The organism is Pseudomonas sp. Fl4BN1 (genome assembly GCF_009908285.1).
Lineage (GTDB): Bacteria > Pseudomonadota > Gammaproteobacteria > Pseudomonadales > Pseudomonadaceae > Aquipseudomonas.
This window is the reverse complement of sequence record NZ_JAAARM010000012.1, coordinates 142,687-162,577: the sequence shown is the minus strand read 5'-3', so window position 1 is coordinate 162,577 and position 19,891 is coordinate 142,687. Positions and strand designations below refer to the sequence as shown.

Sequence of the window (19,891 nt, the reverse complement as noted above, 5' to 3'; positions counted from 1 at the left end):
CGATGCTAGACCTGACCAAGCTCACCAAACAGCCACTGCACAGCCAACCCTTTCGCTGGGGACAGATCGGTAATCTTTACTCAGCCGAGAATGCTGCCGCACTGGCAGCCACTTACCCCCATGACGCCTTCAAGAGGGTTTACGGGTATGGCGGAGAAAAAGACTACGAATATCAGGCACGACAACTGGTGGAAATGGGCACCGGGCGCATTGTCAATGCGCAAAGCCTGAGCCCTGCCTGGCTGCAACTGGCCCAAGAGCTGACTGCACCGGCCTATCGCCTGGCGCTGTCGGAACTGACCGATATCGACCTGCGGACAGCGCCCATGGAGGTCAACGTCTTCCACTATGGGCCGCAAGCCTGCCTGGGCCCTCATCCCGACCTCAGCGACAAGCTAGTGACCCATATCCTGTATTTCAACGATTCCTGGAACATCGAGGATGGTGGCTGCCTGAACATCCTGCACTCTGCGAACCCGAAGGATGTGATCGCGGTGATACCACCACTGGTGGGCAACTCCGCAGTGCTGGTGCGCGCCGACCATTCATGGCACGCGGTGTCGCAAGTGGTGGACAGTTGCCAAACCTCGCGCCGCAGCATGACCGTCACCTTCTACCGCCCGGACTCCCTGAGTTCGATGTGGCCAACTGGAGACCAGACACCACTGCATGACTATGAGGCCCCTCATGGCTAAAGCACACTCGCAGCGAATGGACCGCGCCGCCGCTCTGCAGTCAGCCAAGGATCACAATGCCTGATCGTGCGACGCTGTTCCGACATCTGCGCAATGCCTATCGAAGGCTGCCACTGCCCTATTCCCTGAGGGCATTATTGAGCCGGCTCTATCAGCGGATGTTGTTGCCTGCCCAAAAGGCAACCCGCCGACAGGTCCTGGCACATATCGAGTTTCAGCCTCCACCCGGTGTACTGCAGGAATCGCTCTCGAACCTTCCGGACTACATATTCTGGGGAGTTATCGACTGGGATTTTCGCCACCAGCGGCCACAGCATCTGGCCCAGGGACTGAGCCTCGGCGGACGCCGGGTGTTCTATGTCTCGGCCACTCTGGAAGATGACCTGCGCGCCGGCTTTTCGCTACGACCACTGGATCAGTCGGGGCGCCTGTTTGAGGTACGGCTGTTTGCCCGCGCAGCCCCGATCATCTACCACTCTGCTCCGGATCAGGCGGTGGTCCACCAGTTGCGCCACAGTATCGGCGAGCTCCTTGCCTGGGCGAACTCTACCCAGGTGATATCGCTGGTCCAGCATCCCTTCTGGTGGCCCATCGCCGGGGTGCTCCCCAACAGCCAAGTGGTCTATGACTGCATGGATCACCATCAAGGGTTTGGCAACAACGCCCAAGGTCTGTTGCCGCTGGAACAAGAGCTGATACACGAAGCCGATATGACGCTGTTTGCCTCGGCGTGGCTTAAACAGTACTGGAGCGAACACAGCCCGGTAGCACCTGGCAAACAGCGCGAGGTGCTGCGTAACGCCGCCGATTTCGGCTATTTCTCCAAGGTTCCGGAGCGCTGCTATCAGGACCCGCAAGGACGCCCGGTGATCGGCTATTACGGGGCGCTGGCGCCCTGGTTCGACTTAGAACTGGTATCCGCTATCGCCGACGCCTTTAGCGACTGTACGGTGCTGCTGATTGGCGCAGATACCGACCGCATAGGCCCACGCCTGCGGCGTCATGCCAACATCAAGCTGACCGGCGAAGTGCCTTATGGGCAACTGTCCGCTTACCTGCAGGCTTTCGACGTCTGCCTCCTGCCGTTCCGGATCGAGGCTCTGACTCTGGCGACCAATCCGGTCAAGGTTTACGAGTACCTGAGCGCCGGCAAGCCAGTGGTGGCGGTGGATCTTCCCGAATTGCATGAGTTCAGCCAGCAGGTCAGGATCGCCAAGGACGCCCCCGCCTTTATCGAGGCCATCGCCCAGGCGCTGAAGGAGCCCTTCCCCTCCACCGCCTCACGCCAACGCCAGGACTTCGCCGCGCAACAGACTTGGGAGCACCGGGTACAGACGCTGGTTGCCCTGACCGAGGGCGTTCATCACGAGCCGCTGGTGAGCGTGATCGTGGTGACCTACAACAATCTGGCTTTCACCCGCGACTGCCTGGCGAGTCTGGCCGCCGATCCCCAGGGGCAGCAGCTGGAAATCATTGTCGTCGACAACGCCTCCACCGATGGCAGCGTCGAGTTTCTACAGCAATGGGCCACCAACACTGGACACTCACTGATCCTCAATAGCGCCAACCTGGGCTTCGCCGCAGCCAACAACCAGGGACTGGCCCTGGCCAAGGGCGAGTTCCTGGCCCTGCTCAACAACGACACCCAGGTCACGCCCGGCTGGGCGCAGAGCCTTCGTCGTCACCTGCAGCGTAATCCCGGGCTCGGTCTGATCGGGCCGGTCACCAACAACATTGGCAATGAAGCGAAGATCGACATCAGCTACCCGTCACTGAGGGACATGCCGATCCGCGCCCGGCAATACACCTGGCGCCATATCGGCCTGACGATACCCTGCGCCACGCTCGGTTTTTTTGCCGTGATGCTGCCAAGATCAACCTACCAACGCGTGGGACCGCTGGACGAAGCCTTCGGCCTGGGCTTCTTCGAGGACGACGACTACTGCCGCCGGGTCGAACAAGCGGGGTTGTCCTGCGCCTTTGCCGAAGACGTGTTCATTCATCATCATCTTTCGGCCTCGTTCAACCAGATGCCCGAGAGCAAGCGCCAACAGCTGTTCGACCGTAACAAGGCCCTCTATGAAGCCAAATGGGGTCGCCCCTGGATCCCTCACACCTCCCGGGACACGCCATGAGGCTGGTCTATCTCTCGCCGGTCAGCTGGCACAGTTTTGCACAACGACCTCATGAACTGGTCCGGCAGTTCCACGCCAGAACCCAGGCCCCGGTGCTGTGGATCGACCCCTATCCCACACGCCTTCCGGTGGTTGCAGACCTGTTCACCCGGCACACACACCGCCAGCAAGACGAACCCACACCCGATTGGCTTACCCTGATCAAACCCTGGGCCCTGCCAATCGAGCCTCTGCCAGGCTCAGGCTGGCTGAATCGCCTGTTCTGGCAGGGCTTGATGCAGCAAGTTCGACACTTTGCCCAGGGGCCGACCCAACTGGGCATTGGCAAGCCCTCGCGACTGGCCCTGCAACTGTTGCAGGAGCCGATCTTCGACAACAGCTTTTACGACATCATGGACAATGTGCCCGCCTTCTACCGAGGCTGGTCGCGCCGCGCCATGCGTCAACGCCAGCACGAAACGGCCAAAGCCGTGACCACCGCCCTGGCCTCTTGCTCGACCTTGCAGCACTACTGGCAGCGGCAACAGGTTGACACGCGATTGCTGCTCAATGCCTGCGCCAGTGAACGACTGCCCTCTGTGCCGCTATCCCGGCCCGCTGGAAATGCCGGACGCCCCGTGTTCGGCTACGTCGGCACCCTCGCCAAGTGGTTCGACTGGGACTTCGTACTCTCCCTGGCACTGGCCTTTCCCCAGGCCGAAGTACGCTTGATCGGCCTGCAACACGGAGCCTCACCCACGTCACTGCCAGCCAATATTCTGCGCTTGCCAAGCCTTCCGCACTTGGCTGCACTGGCAGCAATGACTGAGTTCGACGTCGGTCTGATTCCGTTCAAGAGCAACGACATCACCCGTTTTGTCGACCCGATCAAGTACTACGAGTACCGGGCCCTGGGCTTGCCGGTGGTCAGCACGGCGTTTGGTGAAATGACCGTGCGCCGCCATATACCAGGGGTTTTTCTCAGCGATAGCGTCGCGGATATCCCCCGAAGCATCCAACAGGCATTGGCGTTTAGCGAACCGCTTGCGGACACCCTGAAGTTCCGCGAGGCCAACTCCTGGGCCAAACGTTTCGAGTCGGCCCATGCCGCAATCCTGTGACGTGGTGGTGGTCAACTACAACGCCGGCTCTCTGCTGGAAGATTGCGTGGCCTCGGTACTGGCCCAAGGGGTCAACAGCCTGGTACTGGTCGATAACGACTCCCATGACGACAGCCTGCAACGGCTACAGGCCCGCTACGGCACCGATCCACACCTGATCATCCTGCGCAATGCCAGCAACACCGGCTTCGCCGCTGGCTGCAACCTCGGCACCACTCAGTGCACGCGGCCCCACATCCTGTTCCTGAACCCCGATACCGTACTGCAAGCCGGGGCAATCGAAGAGATGATTGACGCCTTGTGCCGCTCCGAAGAGCTCGGCATGGCGGGCGGTTTGCTGTGCAACTTCGACGGCAGCGAACAGCCTGGTGGCCGCAGGGTCTTTCCTACCCCACGCCGAGCGACAGTCCGCGCCTTCAACCTGTCAGGCCTGGCCTGGCTATCGCCCCGACTGTTTTCCGACTTTCTCCTGCATCGAGAGCCCCTGCCCACCCGGCCGATGAACGTTGAGGCCATTTCCGGTGCCTGCATGCTGGTCAAGCGTGAAGCGCTGGACAGCGTCGGCGGCTGGGACGAAGGCTATTTCCTGCACTGTGAAGACTTGGACCTGTGCATGCGTTTCCGCCAGGGTGGCTGGAAGGTCTGCTTCGTGCCCCAAGCCAAGGTCTTCCACGCCTGGGGTGCCTGCAGCCGCTCACGACCGCTGTTTGTCGAATGGCACAAACATCGGGGCATGATTCGCTTCTATGGCAAGTTCTTCCGGGATGACTATCCCAAGGCTCTGTCCTGGTGCATTTGCGCCGGGGTGTGGACGAGGTTTGGCTTTATGGTGGGGTACCACTCGCTGACGCGCTTGGGTCGGATGTTTGGCATCAGCCAATGACTCGCTAAACGACCTCCGATGGTCCATTCCGGCTGAGGAACCAGCAGATTGCGCACCAACTTTCCTGATAAACTCGACGCCATCCATTCTTTTGTTCACGGTGCGAAGAAGCTTGCTTCATTTGCCGCCGCTACGCCTCAAAGCAGAGCCTCATGCCCTCGAACACCACCGCCTCCGTGCAGCCAATCCTTTCGCGCCGCTTCTCCGTGGCGCCGATGATGGATTGGACTGACCGTCACTGCCGCTACTTTCTACGTCTGCTGTCCAAACACACCCTGCTCTACACCGAAATGGTCACCACCGGCGCGCTGCTCAACGGCGATCATGAGCGGTTCCTGCGTTACCACCAGTCCGAGCATCCACTGGCGCTGCAACTGGGCGGCAGCACTGCGGCGGATCTGGCTGCCTGTGCACGCATGGCGCAGGAGCACGGCTACGACGAGGTCAACCTCAATGTCGGCTGCCCCAGCGATCGGGTGCAGAACAATATGATCGGCGCCTGCCTGATGGGACACCCGGCACTGGTGGCCGATTGCGTGAAGGCCATGCGTGATGCGGTGTCGATTCCGGTGACGGTCAAGCATCGGATCGGGATTAACGGACGTGACAGTTATGCCGAGCTGTGTGATTTCGTCGGTCAGGTTCATGAGGCCGGCTGTACCAGTTTTACCGTACATGCACGAATCGCCATTCTCGAAGGCCTGTCACCCAAGGAGAATCGGGACATCCCGCCACTGCGTTACGACGTGGCCGCACAGTTGAAGGTAGACTTTCCACAGTTGGAGATCATCCTCAATGGTGGAATCAAGACCCTGGAGGCCTGCCATGAGCACCTGCAGACCTTTGACGGGGTGATGCTGGGGCGTGAGGCCTATCACAATCCCTACCTGCTGGCCGAAGTGGACCAACAGTTGTTCGGCAGCAACGCACCGGTTATTTCCCGAGCGGAGGCACTGGCACAACTGCGGCCTTATATTGCTGACCACCTGGCGTCCGGTGGCGCCATGCACCACATCACTCGACATGTGTTGGGTTTGGGGACGGGGTTTCCGGGCGCACGTAAGTTCCGCCAACTATTGTCGGTGGACATTCACAAGACCAAGGACCCGCTGGCCCTGCTGGATCAAGCCGGGCAACTGCTTGAAGGACGTTAACCGCCAGCCGAGTTGAACCTGATCCGGCTTTTGGCATCGTATCTATCTGGATAGCGCCCCGGCATTCAAACACCTGTTTTCAGGTCGTTGCCTCCGGGGCCTTTGTAAGCATTCCGCGCCCTTGAGCGCCTGGCGGCGCTCGGGTAATGTCATCAGACCCACAGGACAGAGCACGCTCATGACTTCCAAGCTGGAACAACTGAAGAAATTCACCACCGTGGTGGCCGACACCGGCGACTTCGATGCCATCGCCCGGGTCAAGCCGGTGGATGCCACCACCAACCCTTCACTGCTGCTCAAGGCTGCGGCCATTCCTGGTTATGCCGACCTGCTGAACGCTTGTGTCCGCGACTGCAAAGGCGATGTCGGCCTGGCCAGTGACCGTTTTGCTGTTGCCGTCGGCCAAGAGATTCTCAAGGTCATTCCGGGCCGTATTTCCACCGAAGTGGACGCCCGCCTGTCTTTCGACACCGAAGCCATGCTCAAGCGCGCCCATCGCCTGGTCGAACTCTATGAGAACGCCGGCGTGGGTCGCGATCGGGTGCTGATCAAGATCGCTTCCACCTGGGAAGGTATCCGCGCTGCCGAGAAGCTGGAGCGTGAAGGCATCCAGACCAATCTCACCCTGCTGTTCTCCTTCGCACAGGCCGTTGCCTGCGCCGAAGCCGGAGTGTTCCTGATTTCGCCATTCGTGGGCCGGATCTACGACTGGTACAAGAAGGCCAACGGCAATGACTACACCGGCGCTGATGACCCAGGCGTTCAGTCGGTGGCTCGCATCTACAACTACTACAAGGCCAATGACTACAAGACCGTGGTCATGGGTGCCAGCTTCCGCAACCTGAACCAGATCGAGCAACTGGCCGGCTGCGACCGCCTGACCATCAGCCCGGACTTGATCGAGAAACTGGCAGCCGATACTGGCAAGCTGGAGCGCAAGCTGAGCCCGGGCAAGACTGGTGAAACTCGCCAGAGCCTGAACGAAGCGCAATTCCGTTGGGCCTCCAACGAGGACGCCATGGCCACCGAAAAACTGGCTGAAGGCATTCGTCAGTTCGCCCGTGACCAAGAGAAGCTTGAGGCCCTGTTGGCCGCCAAGCTCTGATTGCTCAGCAGCAACGCAAAAAGGGCGAACCCTCACAGGTTCGCCCTTTTTTGTGCGCCGGCGCTTCAGTCGATCAGTGACGCTCCAGGGCATTCACCAGATCGTGGAAAGCTTCGCGATTGGAGTCGTTGAGGCCCATGAGGATCTTATGGGCCTCCAGAACCTTGATCCGCACCACTTCTTCCGACTGGTCCTGAGACGGCAGGTCGGTCAGGCACTCGGGGCAAGGAATTGGACGATCGACGATGTTGAACACCTGATCGAAGCCCATGGACTGCAACAAGCGGGTGATGTCTTCGTGGGTGGTGACGACAGTGGGCAACAGACCGACCTTCTGCCGCGACAGGATCGACAATTTGGCCAGCAGGCCCAAAGTTGTGCTGTCGATGCTGCGGGTTTCAGTCAGGTCGATCACGATCGCCGAGAAGTTCAGCGCCGTGAAAATCCGCTCAATAGTCGCATCCAACGCCGAACATAGGGTCAGGCGCACTTCACCGACGAACTTCAAGACGAAGGTGCCGTCCTGCTCGGCGAACTGGATTCTACCGGTACTCATTAAAGGTTCCTGCTCAACACTAACAGGGCGATATCATCCGGCATCTCCCCTAGCGTGGCCAATCCAAAAACTTGCCGCAGGCCATCCAGGCTGCCGCCCGCCGCCCTCACCCGCTCGGGTAAGGCCGCTTCTTTCTCTTTGAGTGTAGGCTCAGGCAAAAGGTCCAGAATGCCGTCAGACATCAGCGTCAAGCTGAACACCGGCGGCAACTCCAGAATATGGTCTTCATAGGTGGCCTCATTGAACAGGCCTACCGGCAAACCACGCCCGTCCAGATAACCCACGCTGTCTGGGGTGTACAACACCGGCAACGGCAAGTGCCCGCCAATGCTATAGGTCAACAAACCAGTCTCCTCGTCGATGACTCCACCGACCATCGTGACATGCTTGCCCAGCTTACAGCTGATCAGGCCGCGGTTGATATGACCCAACACTTCCGAAGGCTTGAATTCCGGCAAAGTGCCGTTTCGCTTGGATTCGAACAGCAAGCGCGTGGTCATGAACTTCAACAGCACCGTGACAAAGGCCGAAGATGCGCCATGCCCGGAAACATCCGCCAGGTAAAAGGCCACCCGACGCTCGTCGACACGAAAATAATCGACAAAATCCCCCGACAGGTACAACGACGGGATGATCTGGTGAGCGAAGTTGAATTCATCGATCGACCAGGGACTGGTCGGTAGCATATTCATCTGCACCTGGCGACCGGCGTTCTGGTCTTCCTGAAGCAGGTTGAGGCTGGCTTCCAGCTCACGATTGGCCGCTTCGAGCTTGTCCCGGTAACGCTGGTTCTCCAGCAACAGGCGCGCGCGATCCAGGGCCCGGCGCACCGAGTGCTCGAGCACCGCCAGATCTTCCAACGGCTTGATCAGGTAGTCCGCCGCTCCCAGGCGCAAGGCTTCGACCGCATCGTTCATCACGCCCGCACCTGAAACCACGATCACCGGAGTTTGCGGCGAACGCTCAGTCACTTGGCGGATAAGCTCGAGACCGCCCATCTGCGGCATGCGCAGATCGCAGATCACCAGATCGGGGTTGTCGTGCTCGAATACCTGAAGACCCTGCTGGCCGTTAGCGGCCTGCAGAACGCTGAAGCCACTGTCTTCCAAATAGGCCGCGAGACTCGCGCGCACTACTTCGTCGTCATCGATTATCAGCAGCGTGGCACTGGTTTTTGGCATGTGGGCAAACGGCGCCAGAATTAGGTTGGCGTAGGTGGCTTGGCCTGGGGCCTGACGCACGCTACTGGATTTGCTTTCTAGCCACTCTTGAGGCGGAACCAGGACCCTCGGCCCTGCACGCCCGACCATCAGAGGTGCCCTTCTAAGGCGCAGACGGTACTCCCATCCGCGGGGCGTTTCAAGCTCATGCCGATGGTCGCCTGACGTCTTTACACCGCAAATCACTGGGAGTTATAAAAACCGCTAAAACCGCAACTCAATCGCAGGATGGAACCCATGAATCAAAACCAGCGCGACTACAGTGAAAAGCGCGATTACATCCGGATGCGGGTGGATGCCGAGGTCACGCTGATCCACCAGGGACAGGTGATTGAAGCAGTCTGCATCGATCTTTCCAGCAGCGGCATGCAGGTTCAGGCGCCCCGCTCCTTTCAGGTCGGAGATCAACTGAGTGTACGTATCGATTCGGAGCACGCAGCCCTCAGAGGATTGGAAGCGGAGACCGAAGTGGTCTGGATCCATTCACAGGAGGATGGCGGCCAGAAACTTGGGCTTACAATCATTAAAATGAAGTAAACCCGAGCCCCATGAAAAAGGCGGCCCGAGGGCCGCCTTTTTGGTTCAACAAGACAGTCAGTCGATTAAAAATCGTCTTCGACCTTGCCATCCTTGACCTTGAACTCACGGTTTTGCAGGTAGGCATTGCGAATGAAGGTGTACCTGTCGCCGCGAACCAGCTTGTCCGCTGACAACAGGCTGGCACGGGTATCAATGATGTCCACGCCGATGGTGGTGTTGCGCGCCGGAATGTCATTCATGTAGCGGTAGGGTTCGGTGTAGCTATCGACATACTTGGCCGGCGCATCGCGCAGGGTGCTTGGCCCCAGCAGCGGCAGCATGACGTACGGACCGCTACCCACGCCCCAATGGCCGAGGGTCTGACCAAAGTCTTCGTCGTTGCGCTGCAGGCCCATCTTGGTGCCGACATCAAAGAAACCGGCCAGGCCCAAGGTGGTGTTCATCAACAGGCGCGCAGTGTCGACACCGGCGGCGCGGGGCTTGGCCTGGAGAATGTCGTTGGCCAGGTTGCCGACGTCACCGATATTGCGAAACATGTTGTGGATGCCGTCTTCCAGAAACTGCGGCGTGACCGCCTGATAGCCTTGAGCCAATGGCTTCAGGGCATAGGTATCCAGCGTGTCGTTGAACGTGAAGATGGGACGGTTGATGCTTTCCCACGGATCCTCTTCGGCCGCCTGAGCGGCCAAGGGAGCCAGCGTCACACCGGCACTCATACATAGCGGAACTAGATAACGGCTCCAGCGCATAGCAGGAAACTCCTTGGATTGTTCTCTCGTGGGGCTATGCCCTGAGGGTAAGTTCAGGAGTATAAAACGGATAAGCCGGTTTAGGCAGCTTCACTGCAAGCAGTCTTGATACATTGGCCAGTCAATGCCGCTTACATTCACTCAATTGTCACCTGGATGTCATGTTCCACAGCTAGCCTCGAAAGGTATTTCAAGGATGCTGACATGCCCCACGCCGATGCCTCAGTGCAACCCTCTCGCCCTCTGGCTGCCGTGCTCTTCGGGCTCAGTGGCTGCCTGGTAGACTTCGGCGCGCGAACGCGCCTGCAAACCGCCGAGCAGCCTAGCCCGGAGCAGGCCCAGGCCACACCCGGAGCGCTGGATACCTTGCGCCGCCTGCATCAGCAAGGCATACCTTGCGCCTGGCTGGAACAACTGCCTATCGCCAGCAGCCGCCACCTGGCCGCCACCTTGCCGGAATGGCTCAAATCTACCCCGAACGCCCCTGCCCCCTGGCCCGCTCCCGACGCCTGCTGGCAGGCATTGATGGCACTTGAGGTCAAGGGGATCGACGGGTGCGTGTTGGTCAGCGGTGAACCACAGTTGCTGCAATCGGGGCTCAATGCTGGCCTCTGGACCATCGGCCTGGCGTCCTGCGGCTCTCTGTGCGGCATGACCCCCAGCGAATGGCAGGTGCTGAGCCAGCAGGAGCGCGAACTCAAGCGCGGCAAGGCCACCGTGCAACTCTTCGGCCTGGGCGTGCACTCGGTCATCGATCATCTGGGCGACCTGGGTACCTGCCTGGCGGACATCGAACTGCGCAGGCTCAAAGGCGAAAAACCCTGACATAAGCCTGTTGATCAGGATCATGCACAGCGCCTGGGAGTGGATTACTCTACGTTCTGGGCATGGACCTTTGCCTGAACCTCGTGGTCCATCCCTGTGCCTATCAATAAAGGGAGAACGCCATGCCTGCCCGCGAACTGCAAGAACAACTCGACACCCTGCGCGAGCAATTGGAGCAGAACCCTCCGCTTTCGGAAGCCGAGCGCACCAACCTGCAAGAGCTGATGCAGCAGATCGAGCTGCAACTCAAGCTGGAGACCAGCACCCACGACAGCAGCCTCGCCGACGGCGTCAACCTGGCGGTGGAGCGCTTCGAGTTGGAACACCCGGCCATTGCCGGAACCCTGCGCAATATCGTCCAGACCCTGGGCAACATCGGTATCTGATGACCGCCCGATAACACCAGCCCCATAAAACCAAAGCCCCGCACTGAGTGCGGGGCTTTGGCTTACTGGCGTACCAGTCGGTGATTGGCGAAATCCACCGTCTCGGTACTGCGGTAAGGGTTGATATCCAGCCCACCGCGACGCACATAACGGGCATAGACGGTGAGCTTCTCTGGCTTGAGCAGGCGCTGCAGATCGAGGAAGATCCGCTCCACGCATTGCTCATGGAAATCCGAGTGCTGCCGGAAACTCACCAGATAAGCCAGCAGGCTGGCGTGATCCAGCGCGGCGCCACGGTACTCCACCACCACACTGCCCCAGTCCGGCTGGCTGGTCACCGGGCAATTGGATTTGAGCAGGTGGCTGTGCACGCTCTCCTCCACCAGCCGCGAAGCATCGCAACGCAACAGTTCCGGACGCGGATGCGCATAGCTGTCGACGCTGATCTCCAGCTCGTCAATACATACCCCGGGCAGCGCCACCACACCCTCCGCCTCGACCTCACCGAGACTGCGTATACGCACGCCCACCGGTTTACCCGCAGCGGCCGACAGGTCATGACGCAAGGTTGTCTCCAGCGTCGCGCGGTCGGCGAACGGTGTCTGGTTCAGCGAGTTGAGGTACAGCTTGAAGGATTTGGACTCGATGATGTTCGGTGAATCCGCCGGAATGCTGAACTCGCCGATGGCCACCACCGGCTTGCCCGATGGCAATAGCCAGGACAGTTCGAAGCAATTCCAGAAGTCCACGCCCTTATACGGCAGGGTGTCGGCAGTCAAACCCAGCTCGGCCCATTTTGCTGCCCGGGGAATCGGGAACAGCAGGGACGGGGTATAGGTGGAAACGTATTCACTGGACTTGCCCAGCGGCGAATGTTCGGCTGCGGGATGCATGGCGGAAACCTGACTGAATAATCAGCGGATTCTATCAGCCTTTGCTCCCGCCTTTGAGCCCCGACTGCTTATGGAGTGACCGTCAGCTTGCCAACCATCCCCGCCTGATAGTGCCCAGGAATGTTGCAAGCGAACTCCAGGCTGCCGCTCTTGCTGAAAGTCCAAGTCAGCTCGGCCCACTTGCCCGGCTCCACCAGCACACTATTGGGGTCGTCATGCTTCATCCCGGCACCATGCTCCATGCCCGCCATCGAGCCGTGCCCCATGGCGGAGTGGTCCATGCCGCCGGCCGCCATGTCCTTGACTGCGGTGGGAGTGAGCATGCCACTCTGCTGCATCTTGAGCATCTCTTGCTGATGCTGGGCATGCATCGCCGCATCCCCCAGGTTGAACTCATGCAGCAACTGGCCCTTGTTGATCAGGACAAAGCGCACGGTTTCGCCAGCCTTGATCTCCAGAGACTTGGGATTGAAGGTCATGTCCCCCATCACCACTTCAATACTGCGGGTGGCCTTGGCCGCTGGCGCTGGCTGACCGAAATCATAGGATGCCGCTGGCGAAGCCCAGAGCGGCGCGCTCAATAGCATCAGGCAGCCCCCCAGGATCGATCGGCTTTGCAACAACAGGTTTTGCACACTCATTATCAGACTCCAACAAGATCAGTATTCAGCCTGTGGCACACTCTAGAACCCCGCCGCTGCCAGCCAGCTGACGACTAGATTACAACTTTGTCAGTTTGATCTGCCCGACGAGCCTGCAAGGTATAAAGCCCGGGGTCCATACGCCACGAGTCCCATCATGAAACTGCTGATCGTCGAAGACCAACCGAAAACCGGCCACTATCTGCGCCAGGGCCTGAACGAAGCCGGCTTCAATACCGAACTGGTAGCGGATGGCAGCACCGGCCAACACCTGGCGCTGACCGGTGACTACGCCCTGTTGATTCTCGACGTGATGCTCCCGGGGCGCGACGGTTGGCAGATTCTGCAAGCAGTGCGCAGTGCCGGGCTGGATATACCGGTGCTGTTCCTCACCGCCCGGGACGCCGTGGAGGACCGAGTCCACGGCCTGGAACTGGGAGCCGACGACTACCTGGTCAAGCCCTTCGCCTTTTCCGAACTGCTGGCCCGGGTGCGTAGCCTGCTGCGCCGAGGCAGCGCCGTCACCCAGGAAACCTGCCTGCAACTGGCGGACCTGCGCCTGGACCTGATTCGCCGCCGGGTGGAGCGCCGCGGCCAGCGCATCGACCTGACTGCCAAGGAATTCGCCCTGCTGGAAATGCTCCTGCGGCGCCAGGGCGAAGTCCTGCCCAAGTCGCTGATTGCCTCCCAAGTCTGGGACATGAATTTCGACAGCGACACCAACGTCATCGAGGTAGCGATCCGCCGCCTGCGCCTGAAGATCGATGACGACTACCCCAACAAACTGATCCACACCGTACGCGGCATGGGCTACGTGCTTGAAGAGCGTCAGGCCTGATGCCCCGCCTGTCCTTGAGTGGGCGCCTGGCGCTGTTGTTCGCCGCCTGCACTGCCGTGGTCTCGCTGTTGGCGGGGGTGTTGTTCAACCGGGCCAGCGAGGCGCACTTCATCGAGCTGGATCAGCAACTGCTGGATGGCAAACTGATTGCCCTGCGCAGCGCCTTGCAGGGCGTTACCGAGGCCAGGGATTTCCCCCGGCACCAGGCGAGACTGCTGGATGAGCTGAGCCACCAGCCGGACCTGGCACTTCGGGTCAGCAGCGCCGACGGTCAGCTATGGTTCGACAGCGCCCCAGGCCTGCCTGTCTCTCTACCCTCTGCCGCCGGCCTGCACAGCCTGAACCAGGCTGGCACCGCCTACCGGATCTACCCAGCCCCACTGACTCCCGGCCGCGCCGACTCGCCGCAGCTGACCCTGGTGCTCGACATCACCCATCACCAACACTTCCTGCAGCGCATGCAGCATCTGATCTGGCTCACCGTAGGCTTGTCAGCCCTGGCCACCGCCCTGCTTGGCGCCTGGGCCGCCCGCAGTGGGTTGCAGCCCTTGCGGCACATGAGTGCAGTGGCCGCCGGGGTCTCCGCCAACTCCCTGACCCAACGCCTGCCCCTGGAACAAATGCCCGCTGAACTGGCAGAACTGGCCAGCAGCTTCAATGCCATGCTCGGCCGCCTAGAAGAGTCGTTCCAACGCCTCTCGGCCTTTTCCGCCGACATTGCCCATGAGTTGCGCACGCCGCTGTCGAATTTGCTGACCCACACCCAGGTCACCCTGACTCGGCCCAGATCAATCGAGGACTACCGCGAAACCCTGCACAGCAACCTCGAGGAACTGCAATGGATGGCGCAACTGGTCAACGACATGCTGTACCTGGCCAAGGCCGACCACGGCCTGCTGACCCCGAAGCGTGAAGCGCTGGACCTGGCCCAGGAGACCGACATGCTGCTGGAGTTCTACGGCCCCCTGGCCGAAGACGCGCAGATCGAACTGGCCCGCGAAGGCCATGCCGGCTTTGCCGGGGACCGCAGCATGCTGCGCCGGGCGCTGTCCAACCTGCTGGACAACGCCCTGCGCTTCACCCCTGCCGGGGGCTCGATCAAGGTACGGATCAACGACAGCGCCCGACACCTGAGCCTGAGTATCGAAAACACCGGTGAGGGCATTGCCAAAGAGGTATTGCCGCGCCTGTTCGACCGTTTCTACCGGGCGGACCCGGCGCGGCGCGAAGGCAGCAGTGAACATGCGGGGTTGGGACTGGCGATCACCCAATCGATCATTCGTGCCCATGGCGGGCAGATTCGTTGCGAATCAGCGGCGGGTCGGACCCGTTTCGTGATCGAACTGCCAAGGCAGGATTGAGGGCCTGCTCGCCGGCTCCTACAAGGTCCGTGTAGGAGCCGGCTTGCCGGCGAAAGCGGGTCTCAGGAGTAACGCAAGGCGTGCGCCGGTTCGACCTTGGACGCCCGCCACGCCGGATACACGGTCGCCAGGAAGCTCAGGACAAACCCGGCACCGCAGATCAACGCCACGTCGCCACCCTGCAACTCGGAGGGCAGATTGCTGACGAAGTAGACGTCGGAACTGAAGATCTGCTGACCGCTGACCCTTTCCAGCCAACCCACCAGCTCACTCACGTTCAACGCCGCGATCACTCCAAGCACCCCACCGATCAAGGTGCCGACAATCCCGATCACCGTGCCCTGGACCATGAAGATTGCCATGATCTGTCGCGGCGTGGCGCCGATGGTGCGCAGGATCGCGATGTCCGCGCCCTTGTCGTTCACCACCATGATCAGGGTGGCGATGATGTTGAACGCCGCCACCGCGACAATCATCAGCAGCAACAGGCCGATCATGGTCTTTTCCATCTTCATCGCGCTGAACAGGCTGCCCTGGGTGTGGGTCCAGTCATCAGCCCGGAAATCAGCTCCCAGGCCTTTGGCGATGTCCGCCGAGACCTGTGGCGCGGCATACAGATCCTTGACCGCCAGGCGCACGCTCTGCACTTGGTTCGGTTGCCAGTGCTGCATCTGCGCCGCGTCGGCGACATGGATCAGGCCCATGGAGCCATCCAGCTCGGCACCGACCTTGAACACCCCAACCACATTCAAGCGCTGCATGCGCGGGGTAATCCCTCCCGGCGCGCTACTCACTTCAGGCACGATCAGGGTCAGCTTGTCACCGACATTCAGGCGAAAGCGCCGTGCAGTGATCTCGCCGATCACCACCCCGAACTCACCCGGTTTCAAGTCCTGCAGGCTGCCCTGGACAATATGCTGGGCAACGATGGAAACCTTGCCTTCCTGATCCGGGTCGATGCCGCTGATCTGGATCGGCTGCATCGCGCCCTTGTAGGAGAGCATGCCCTCCATCTCGGTGAACGGCACTGCCGCCGTGACTTCCGGGTTTTTCAGGGCCGCGGCGGCCACCGGCTGCCAGTCATCAATGGGCTTGACCCCGACGATGGTGGCATGGGGCACCATGCCGAGGATCCGCGAACTCATTTCCCGCTGGAAGCCGTTCATCACCGACAACACCACGATCATCGCCAGCACGCCCAGGGCGAGGCCGATCATCGAGGTCATGGAGATGAACGAGACAAAGCGATTGCGCCGTTTGGCGCGGGTGTAGCGCGCGCCGATAAAGATCGATAAAGGTCTGAACATGGGCACGTCACCCTGGAAAAATTAATGACCCGGCGCCGGCGAGCATGTCGTCGACGCCGTGTGCGGCCGCATCAGATCGCGACCAGGTGACCTTCTTGCAGGTGCAGTACGCGGTCCATCTGCCGGGCCAGGTTCATGTCGTGGGTCACCACCAGGAAGGCGGTGCGCATCGAAGTGCTGAGTTCCAGCATCAGGTCTTGAATACCCTGGGCAGTATGCGAGTCGAGGTTGCCGGTGGGTTCGTCGAGCATCACCAGCCCCGGCTTGTTCACCAGGGCCCGGGCGATGGCTACGCGCTGGCGTTCACCGCCGGACAACTCCGATGGCTTGTGCTCCAGGCGATGGCCAAGGCCAACCCGCTCCAGCAATGCGCTGGCGCGCTGACGAGCCTCAGGGATTGGCGTACGGCCGATCAGCAACGGCATGCAGACGTTCTCCAGAGCAGTGAACTCCGGCAGCAGATGGTGGAACTGATAGACGAAACCCAGGGAGCGATTGCGCAGTTGACCACGGGCCTTCTCGCCCAGTGCCGACAATTCTTCACCGGCCAGCCAGACGCTGCCCTTGGAGGGTGTATCCAGGCCGCCCAACAGGTTGAGCAAGGTACTTTTGCCAGAGCCGGACGTACCGACGATGGCCACCCGCTCACCCGGGTGCAGTTCCAGTTGCAGGCCGGACAGGACCACCACCGATTCCGGGCCCTCATCATAGGCTTTGCCCAAGTCACGGCAGCTCAGGATTGCTTTTTCACTCATGCCCAACTCACTCATAACGTAGCGCCTCCGCAGGCTGGGTGCGCGCAGCACGCCAGGCTGGATACAGGGTGGCGAGGAAACTCAGGACTAGCGCCGCACCGCAGACCATCAACACGTCCTCAGCCATCAGTTGCGACGGCAGGTAGTCGATGAAGTACACGTCGGCATTCAGGAATTTGTGCCCGATCAGGCCTTCCAGACCGGAGATCGCGGCGCTGACATTCAACGCAGCGAGCATCCCCAGTACCGCGCCGATCAAAGTGCCGACCACGCCAATCACCGTGCCCTGGACCATGAAGATCGCCATGATGGTCCCGGGGGTCGCGCCAAGGGTGCGCAAGATGGCGATATCGCCCTTCTTGTCGTTCACCACCATCACCAGGGTCGAGATGATGTTGAACGCGGCCACCGCGACGATCAGCAGCAACAACAGGCCGATCATGGCTTTTTCCATGCGGATGGCCTGGTACAGGTTGCCGTGGGTACGGGTCCAGTCACGAGCGTAATAATGGTTCTCACCCAACTGCTGGGCGATTTCCCAGGCAGTGCGCGGCGCCTGGAACAGGTCGTCGAACTTCAGCCGCAGGCCCTGGACCTGATCCGGCTTCCAGCGATGCAGGCGAGCCAGGTCTTCGAGGTTGGTCAGGCCCAGGTAACCGTCGATCTCACCGGCGCCGACGTGGAAAATCCCCACCACGGTAAACCGCTTCATTCGCGGGAACATGCCGGCCGGGGTCACCGTGACTTCCGGAGCGACGAAGGTCAGCTTGTCGCCCAGGCCAACGCCCAGCTTGGCCGCCGCCTTGTCACCGATGACGATGCCGAAGCTGCCGGGCGCCAGTGCGTCCAGCTGACCCTGTTGCATGAAGTGGTCGATGATCGACACCTGCCGTTCTTGGGCCGGATCGATGGCATTGAGCAGCACCTTCTGCACCTGACCCTGGTTGGTCAGCAGGCCCTGCATCTGGGTGAACGGCGCCACAGCCAGGACTTTCGGGTTCTGCTTGACCTTGTCGGCCAGGCCTTGCCAGTCGCTGATGGGCTCACCGGATTCGATGGTGGCGTGGGGCACCATGCCCAGCACGCGAGTGCGCATCTCATGATCGAAGCCATTCATCACCGACAGCACCACGATCATCACGATCACGCCAAGGGCGAGTCCGATCATCGAGGTCAGGGAAATGAATGACACAAAATGATTGCGACGCTTTGCACGGGTATAACGCGTGCCAATAAATGCAAACAGAGGTCTGAACATGTCGGGGCTTGTTCGGAGGAAAAGAAGACGTCCTTGTGGCGGGGCCTGGTAAGCAGCTTTACACTCAGACCACTGCCTCTACCATGGGTTCGCCATGTCGACATTAGATGAAGAAGATCGCCGCGAATACTACCGTATCGAGGACACGATCGCACTGGAAATTAGCCCCTTGTCCGCCCATGACGCGGCGAGCAAGGAAGTGTTGCAGGATGAGTCCCCACTGTTCAATTTGCTCAGTGAACTGCACCTCAGCGAATTCGAATCCCAGCACCTGCTGCGCCAGGTCAGCGAGCGCGACCGCACCCTGGCCAACTACCTCAAGGCCATGAACAAACGCATCGACCTGCTCGGCCAGGTGGTGGCACAGACCGTGTTCGGCAAGTTCGGCGAGCCGCAGCGGGTTGTCCTCTCCGAAGGCGGCATCGAGTTCAACCATCACCAGTGCTACCCCAGCGGCAGCCACCTGGCGGTCAAACTGCTGCTGATGCCGCAGGCCTCGGGCCTGCTGCTGCGGGCCAAGGTCACTCACTGCGAACCACAGAGCTTTGGCACCTTCGAGATCGGTACCGAGTTCGAAGCATTGACCGATGCCCAGCGTCAGTTGCTGGCGCGCTATATCCTGCAAAAACAGGCCCAGCAACGCCGTCTGGCCCGGGAGCAGAACGACCCGGCCGCCAGTTGAGCAACTGCCTGACCCTCTCTTAACGAACAACATCCGTGAAGGAGCAATTGTGACCCTGATCTATGGCCATCGCGGCGCTAAAGGCGAAGCACCGGAAAACACCCTGACCAGCTTTCAGGAATGCCTCAAGCACGGCGTCCGCCGTTGCGAGCTCGACCTGCACCTGTCCATGGACGGCGAGCTGATGGTGATTCATGACCCGACCCTCAAGCGCACCACAGACCGGCGTGGCAAGGTAGTGGAACATTCCGCCGCCAACCTGGCGACCTACGATGCACGCAAAGGCGGCCCGGGATGGATCACCCCCTGCCCTATTCCGCGCCTGGAGGAGCTGTTCGAGAAGTGCGATTTCGAGCACTGGCAACTGGAAGTCAAAAGCGCCTCGCGCACCCGTGCCGCAACTACGGTACTGGCGATTCGCGAGATGGCCCAACGCTTTGGCCTGCTGGACAAGGTCACTGTGACCTCAAGCTCCCGGGAAGTGCTGAAGGCCGCGGTCGAGCTGACCCCGGACCTGTCTCGCGGACTGGTAGCCGAATACGCCTGGCTCGACCCGTTGAAGGTCGCCCAGAGCTATGGCTGCGAGATTCTTGCGCTGAACTGGACCCTGTGCACCCCGGAGCGGCTGCAACGGGCGCAGCGTCAGGGTTTGCATGTGTCGGTATGGACGGTCAACGAGCCCGCGCTGATGCGCAGACTCGCCGACTTCGGCGTAGATAGCCTGATTACAGACTTTCCCGGTTTGGCCAGCGCCACTCTCGAGAATTACTGAAATCGGTCTCCCCGGCCGGCTCAGGCCACCGGCCGG

The 19,891-nt window shown here is 60.6% G+C and carries 21 protein-coding genes; 13 read left to right on the top strand and 8 right to left on the bottom strand.

Translation table 11 applies throughout. The features are described 5' to 3' along the window. Window positions 1–2: 2 nt before the first annotated feature. The 6 genes from GV818_RS15880 to tal all read left to right on the top strand — a co-directional run bounded on the left by GV818_RS15880 (window position 3) and on the right by tal (window position 7,072). Complete coding sequence (locus GV818_RS15880) at window positions 3–695, top strand: 2OG-Fe(II) oxygenase family protein (RefSeq protein WP_161759565.1); 693 nt, start codon at window positions 3–5, stop codon at window positions 693–695. A gap of 56 nt (window positions 696–751) precedes the next feature. Further along, window positions 752–2,830, top strand: coding sequence for a glycosyltransferase (locus tag GV818_RS15875; RefSeq protein ID WP_161776978.1), 2,079 nt, complete (start codon window positions 752–754; stop codon window positions 2,828–2,830). Further along, window positions 2,827–3,930: a glycosyltransferase family 1 protein gene (locus tag GV818_RS15870; protein WP_161776977.1), complete on the top strand. Its 1,104-nt coding sequence runs from the start codon at window positions 2,827–2,829 to the stop codon at window positions 3,928–3,930. The genes GV818_RS15875 and GV818_RS15870 overlap by 4 nt, the downstream gene beginning before the upstream one ends. Next, window positions 3,914–4,813: a glycosyltransferase family 2 protein gene (locus tag GV818_RS15865; RefSeq protein ID WP_161776976.1), complete on the top strand. Its 900-nt coding sequence runs from the start codon at window positions 3,914–3,916 to the stop codon at window positions 4,811–4,813. Before GV818_RS15870 ends, GV818_RS15865 begins: the two co-directional genes overlap by 17 nt. 152 nt (window positions 4,814–4,965) lie before the next feature. Next, window positions 4,966–5,967: a tRNA dihydrouridine(20/20a) synthase DusA gene (gene dusA, locus GV818_RS15860; protein ID WP_161776975.1), complete on the top strand. Its 1,002-nt coding sequence runs from the start codon at window positions 4,966–4,968 to the stop codon at window positions 5,965–5,967. A gap of 178 nt (window positions 5,968–6,145) precedes the next feature. Beyond that, on the top strand, window positions 6,146–7,072 hold the full coding sequence (gene tal / locus GV818_RS15855; RefSeq protein WP_161759561.1) for a transaldolase: 927 nt from the start codon (window positions 6,146–6,148) through the stop codon (window positions 7,070–7,072). A 73-nt stretch (window positions 7,073–7,145) separates the two neighbouring features. Here tal and rssC read toward each other — a convergent pair whose 3' ends face one another. After that, window positions 7,146–7,628 (bottom strand): anti-sigma factor antagonist RssC, encoded by a 483-nt coding sequence (rssC, locus tag GV818_RS15850; protein ID WP_068587814.1) that lies wholly within the window; start codon window positions 7,626–7,628, stop codon window positions 7,146–7,148. Beyond that, window positions 7,628–8,809, bottom strand: a complete 1,182-nt coding sequence (gene rssB, locus GV818_RS15845) for a two-component system response regulator RssB (RefSeq protein ID WP_161759560.1) — start codon at window positions 8,807–8,809, stop codon at window positions 7,628–7,630. The genes rssC and rssB overlap by 1 nt, the downstream gene beginning before the upstream one ends. 276 nt (window positions 8,810–9,085) lie before the next feature. On the opposite strand from rssB, the gene GV818_RS15840 reads away from it, so the two are divergent. Continuing rightward, window positions 9,086–9,385, top strand: coding sequence for a PilZ domain-containing protein (locus GV818_RS15840; protein ID WP_161776974.1), 300 nt, complete (start codon window positions 9,086–9,088; stop codon window positions 9,383–9,385). 65 nt (window positions 9,386–9,450) lie between these two features. On the opposite strand, the gene GV818_RS15835 is transcribed toward GV818_RS15840, so the two are convergent. Continuing rightward, the gene (locus GV818_RS15835) at window positions 9,451–10,137 is read right to left on the bottom strand and encodes an MlaA family lipoprotein (RefSeq protein WP_161776973.1); all 687 of its coding nucleotides are present in this window, start codon (window positions 10,135–10,137) and stop codon (window positions 9,451–9,453) included. 204 nt (window positions 10,138–10,341) lie between these two features. Here GV818_RS15835 and GV818_RS15830 point away from each other — a divergent pair, with 204 nt between their 5' ends. Both GV818_RS15830 and GV818_RS15825 read left to right on the top strand, forming a co-directional pair. After that, complete coding sequence (locus tag GV818_RS15830; protein WP_161776972.1) at window positions 10,342–10,962, top strand: HAD family phosphatase; 621 nt, start codon at window positions 10,342–10,344, stop codon at window positions 10,960–10,962. A gap of 122 nt (window positions 10,963–11,084) precedes the next feature. Beyond that, complete coding sequence (locus GV818_RS15825; RefSeq protein ID WP_161759553.1) at window positions 11,085–11,348, top strand: DUF4404 family protein; 264 nt, start codon at window positions 11,085–11,087, stop codon at window positions 11,346–11,348. Between the two features lie 62 nt (window positions 11,349–11,410). Here the strand turns inward: GV818_RS15825 and queF are convergent, their stop codons facing one another. Both queF and copI read right to left on the bottom strand, forming a co-directional pair. Continuing rightward, window positions 11,411–12,241 (bottom strand): NADPH-dependent 7-cyano-7-deazaguanine reductase QueF, encoded by an 831-nt coding sequence (gene queF, locus GV818_RS15820; RefSeq protein ID WP_161776971.1) that lies wholly within the window; start codon window positions 12,239–12,241, stop codon window positions 11,411–11,413. A gap of 68 nt (window positions 12,242–12,309) precedes the next feature. After that, complete coding sequence (gene copI / locus GV818_RS15815; RefSeq protein ID WP_161776970.1) at window positions 12,310–12,882, bottom strand: copper-resistant cuproprotein CopI; 573 nt, start codon at window positions 12,880–12,882, stop codon at window positions 12,310–12,312. Window positions 12,883–13,039: 157 nt separating this feature from the next. Here copI and GV818_RS15810 point away from each other — a divergent pair, with 157 nt between their 5' ends. Then, window positions 13,040–13,720 carry a heavy metal response regulator transcription factor gene (locus tag GV818_RS15810; RefSeq protein ID WP_161776969.1) on the top strand — a complete coding sequence of 227 codons (681 nt, stop codon included), beginning with the start codon at window positions 13,040–13,042 and terminating at the stop codon, window positions 13,718–13,720. After that, window positions 13,720–15,081, top strand: coding sequence for a heavy metal sensor histidine kinase (locus GV818_RS15805; RefSeq protein WP_161776968.1), 1,362 nt, complete (start codon window positions 13,720–13,722; stop codon window positions 15,079–15,081). The genes GV818_RS15810 and GV818_RS15805 overlap by 1 nt, the downstream gene beginning before the upstream one ends. Window positions 15,082–15,143: 62 nt before the next feature. Here the strand turns inward: GV818_RS15805 and GV818_RS15800 are convergent, their stop codons facing one another. From GV818_RS15800 to GV818_RS15790, 3 genes are all read right to left on the bottom strand, one after another. Then, a complete protein-coding gene (locus GV818_RS15800) occupies window positions 15,144–16,388 on the bottom strand; it encodes a lipoprotein-releasing ABC transporter permease subunit (protein ID WP_161776967.1) in 1,245 nt (414 codons plus the stop codon). A 71-nt stretch (window positions 16,389–16,459) separates the two neighbouring features. After that, window positions 16,460–17,143, bottom strand: a complete 684-nt coding sequence (gene lolD / locus GV818_RS15795) for a lipoprotein-releasing ABC transporter ATP-binding protein LolD (protein WP_178124932.1) — start codon at window positions 17,141–17,143, stop codon at window positions 16,460–16,462. Window positions 17,144–17,150: 7 nt separating this feature from the next. Beyond that, window positions 17,151–18,401, bottom strand: coding sequence for a lipoprotein-releasing ABC transporter permease subunit (locus GV818_RS15790; protein WP_161759545.1), 1,251 nt, complete (start codon window positions 18,399–18,401; stop codon window positions 17,151–17,153). 94 nt (window positions 18,402–18,495) lie between these two features. Between GV818_RS15790 and GV818_RS15785 the strand changes: the two genes are divergently transcribed. Both GV818_RS15785 and GV818_RS15780 read left to right on the top strand, forming a co-directional pair. After that, window positions 18,496–19,083, top strand: coding sequence for a PilZ domain-containing protein (locus tag GV818_RS15785; protein WP_161759544.1), 588 nt, complete (start codon window positions 18,496–18,498; stop codon window positions 19,081–19,083). A gap of 49 nt (window positions 19,084–19,132) precedes the next feature. Next, a complete protein-coding gene (locus GV818_RS15780; protein ID WP_161759543.1) occupies window positions 19,133–19,855 on the top strand; it encodes a glycerophosphodiester phosphodiesterase in 723 nt (240 codons plus the stop codon). Window positions 19,856–19,891: the final 36 nt, after the last annotated feature.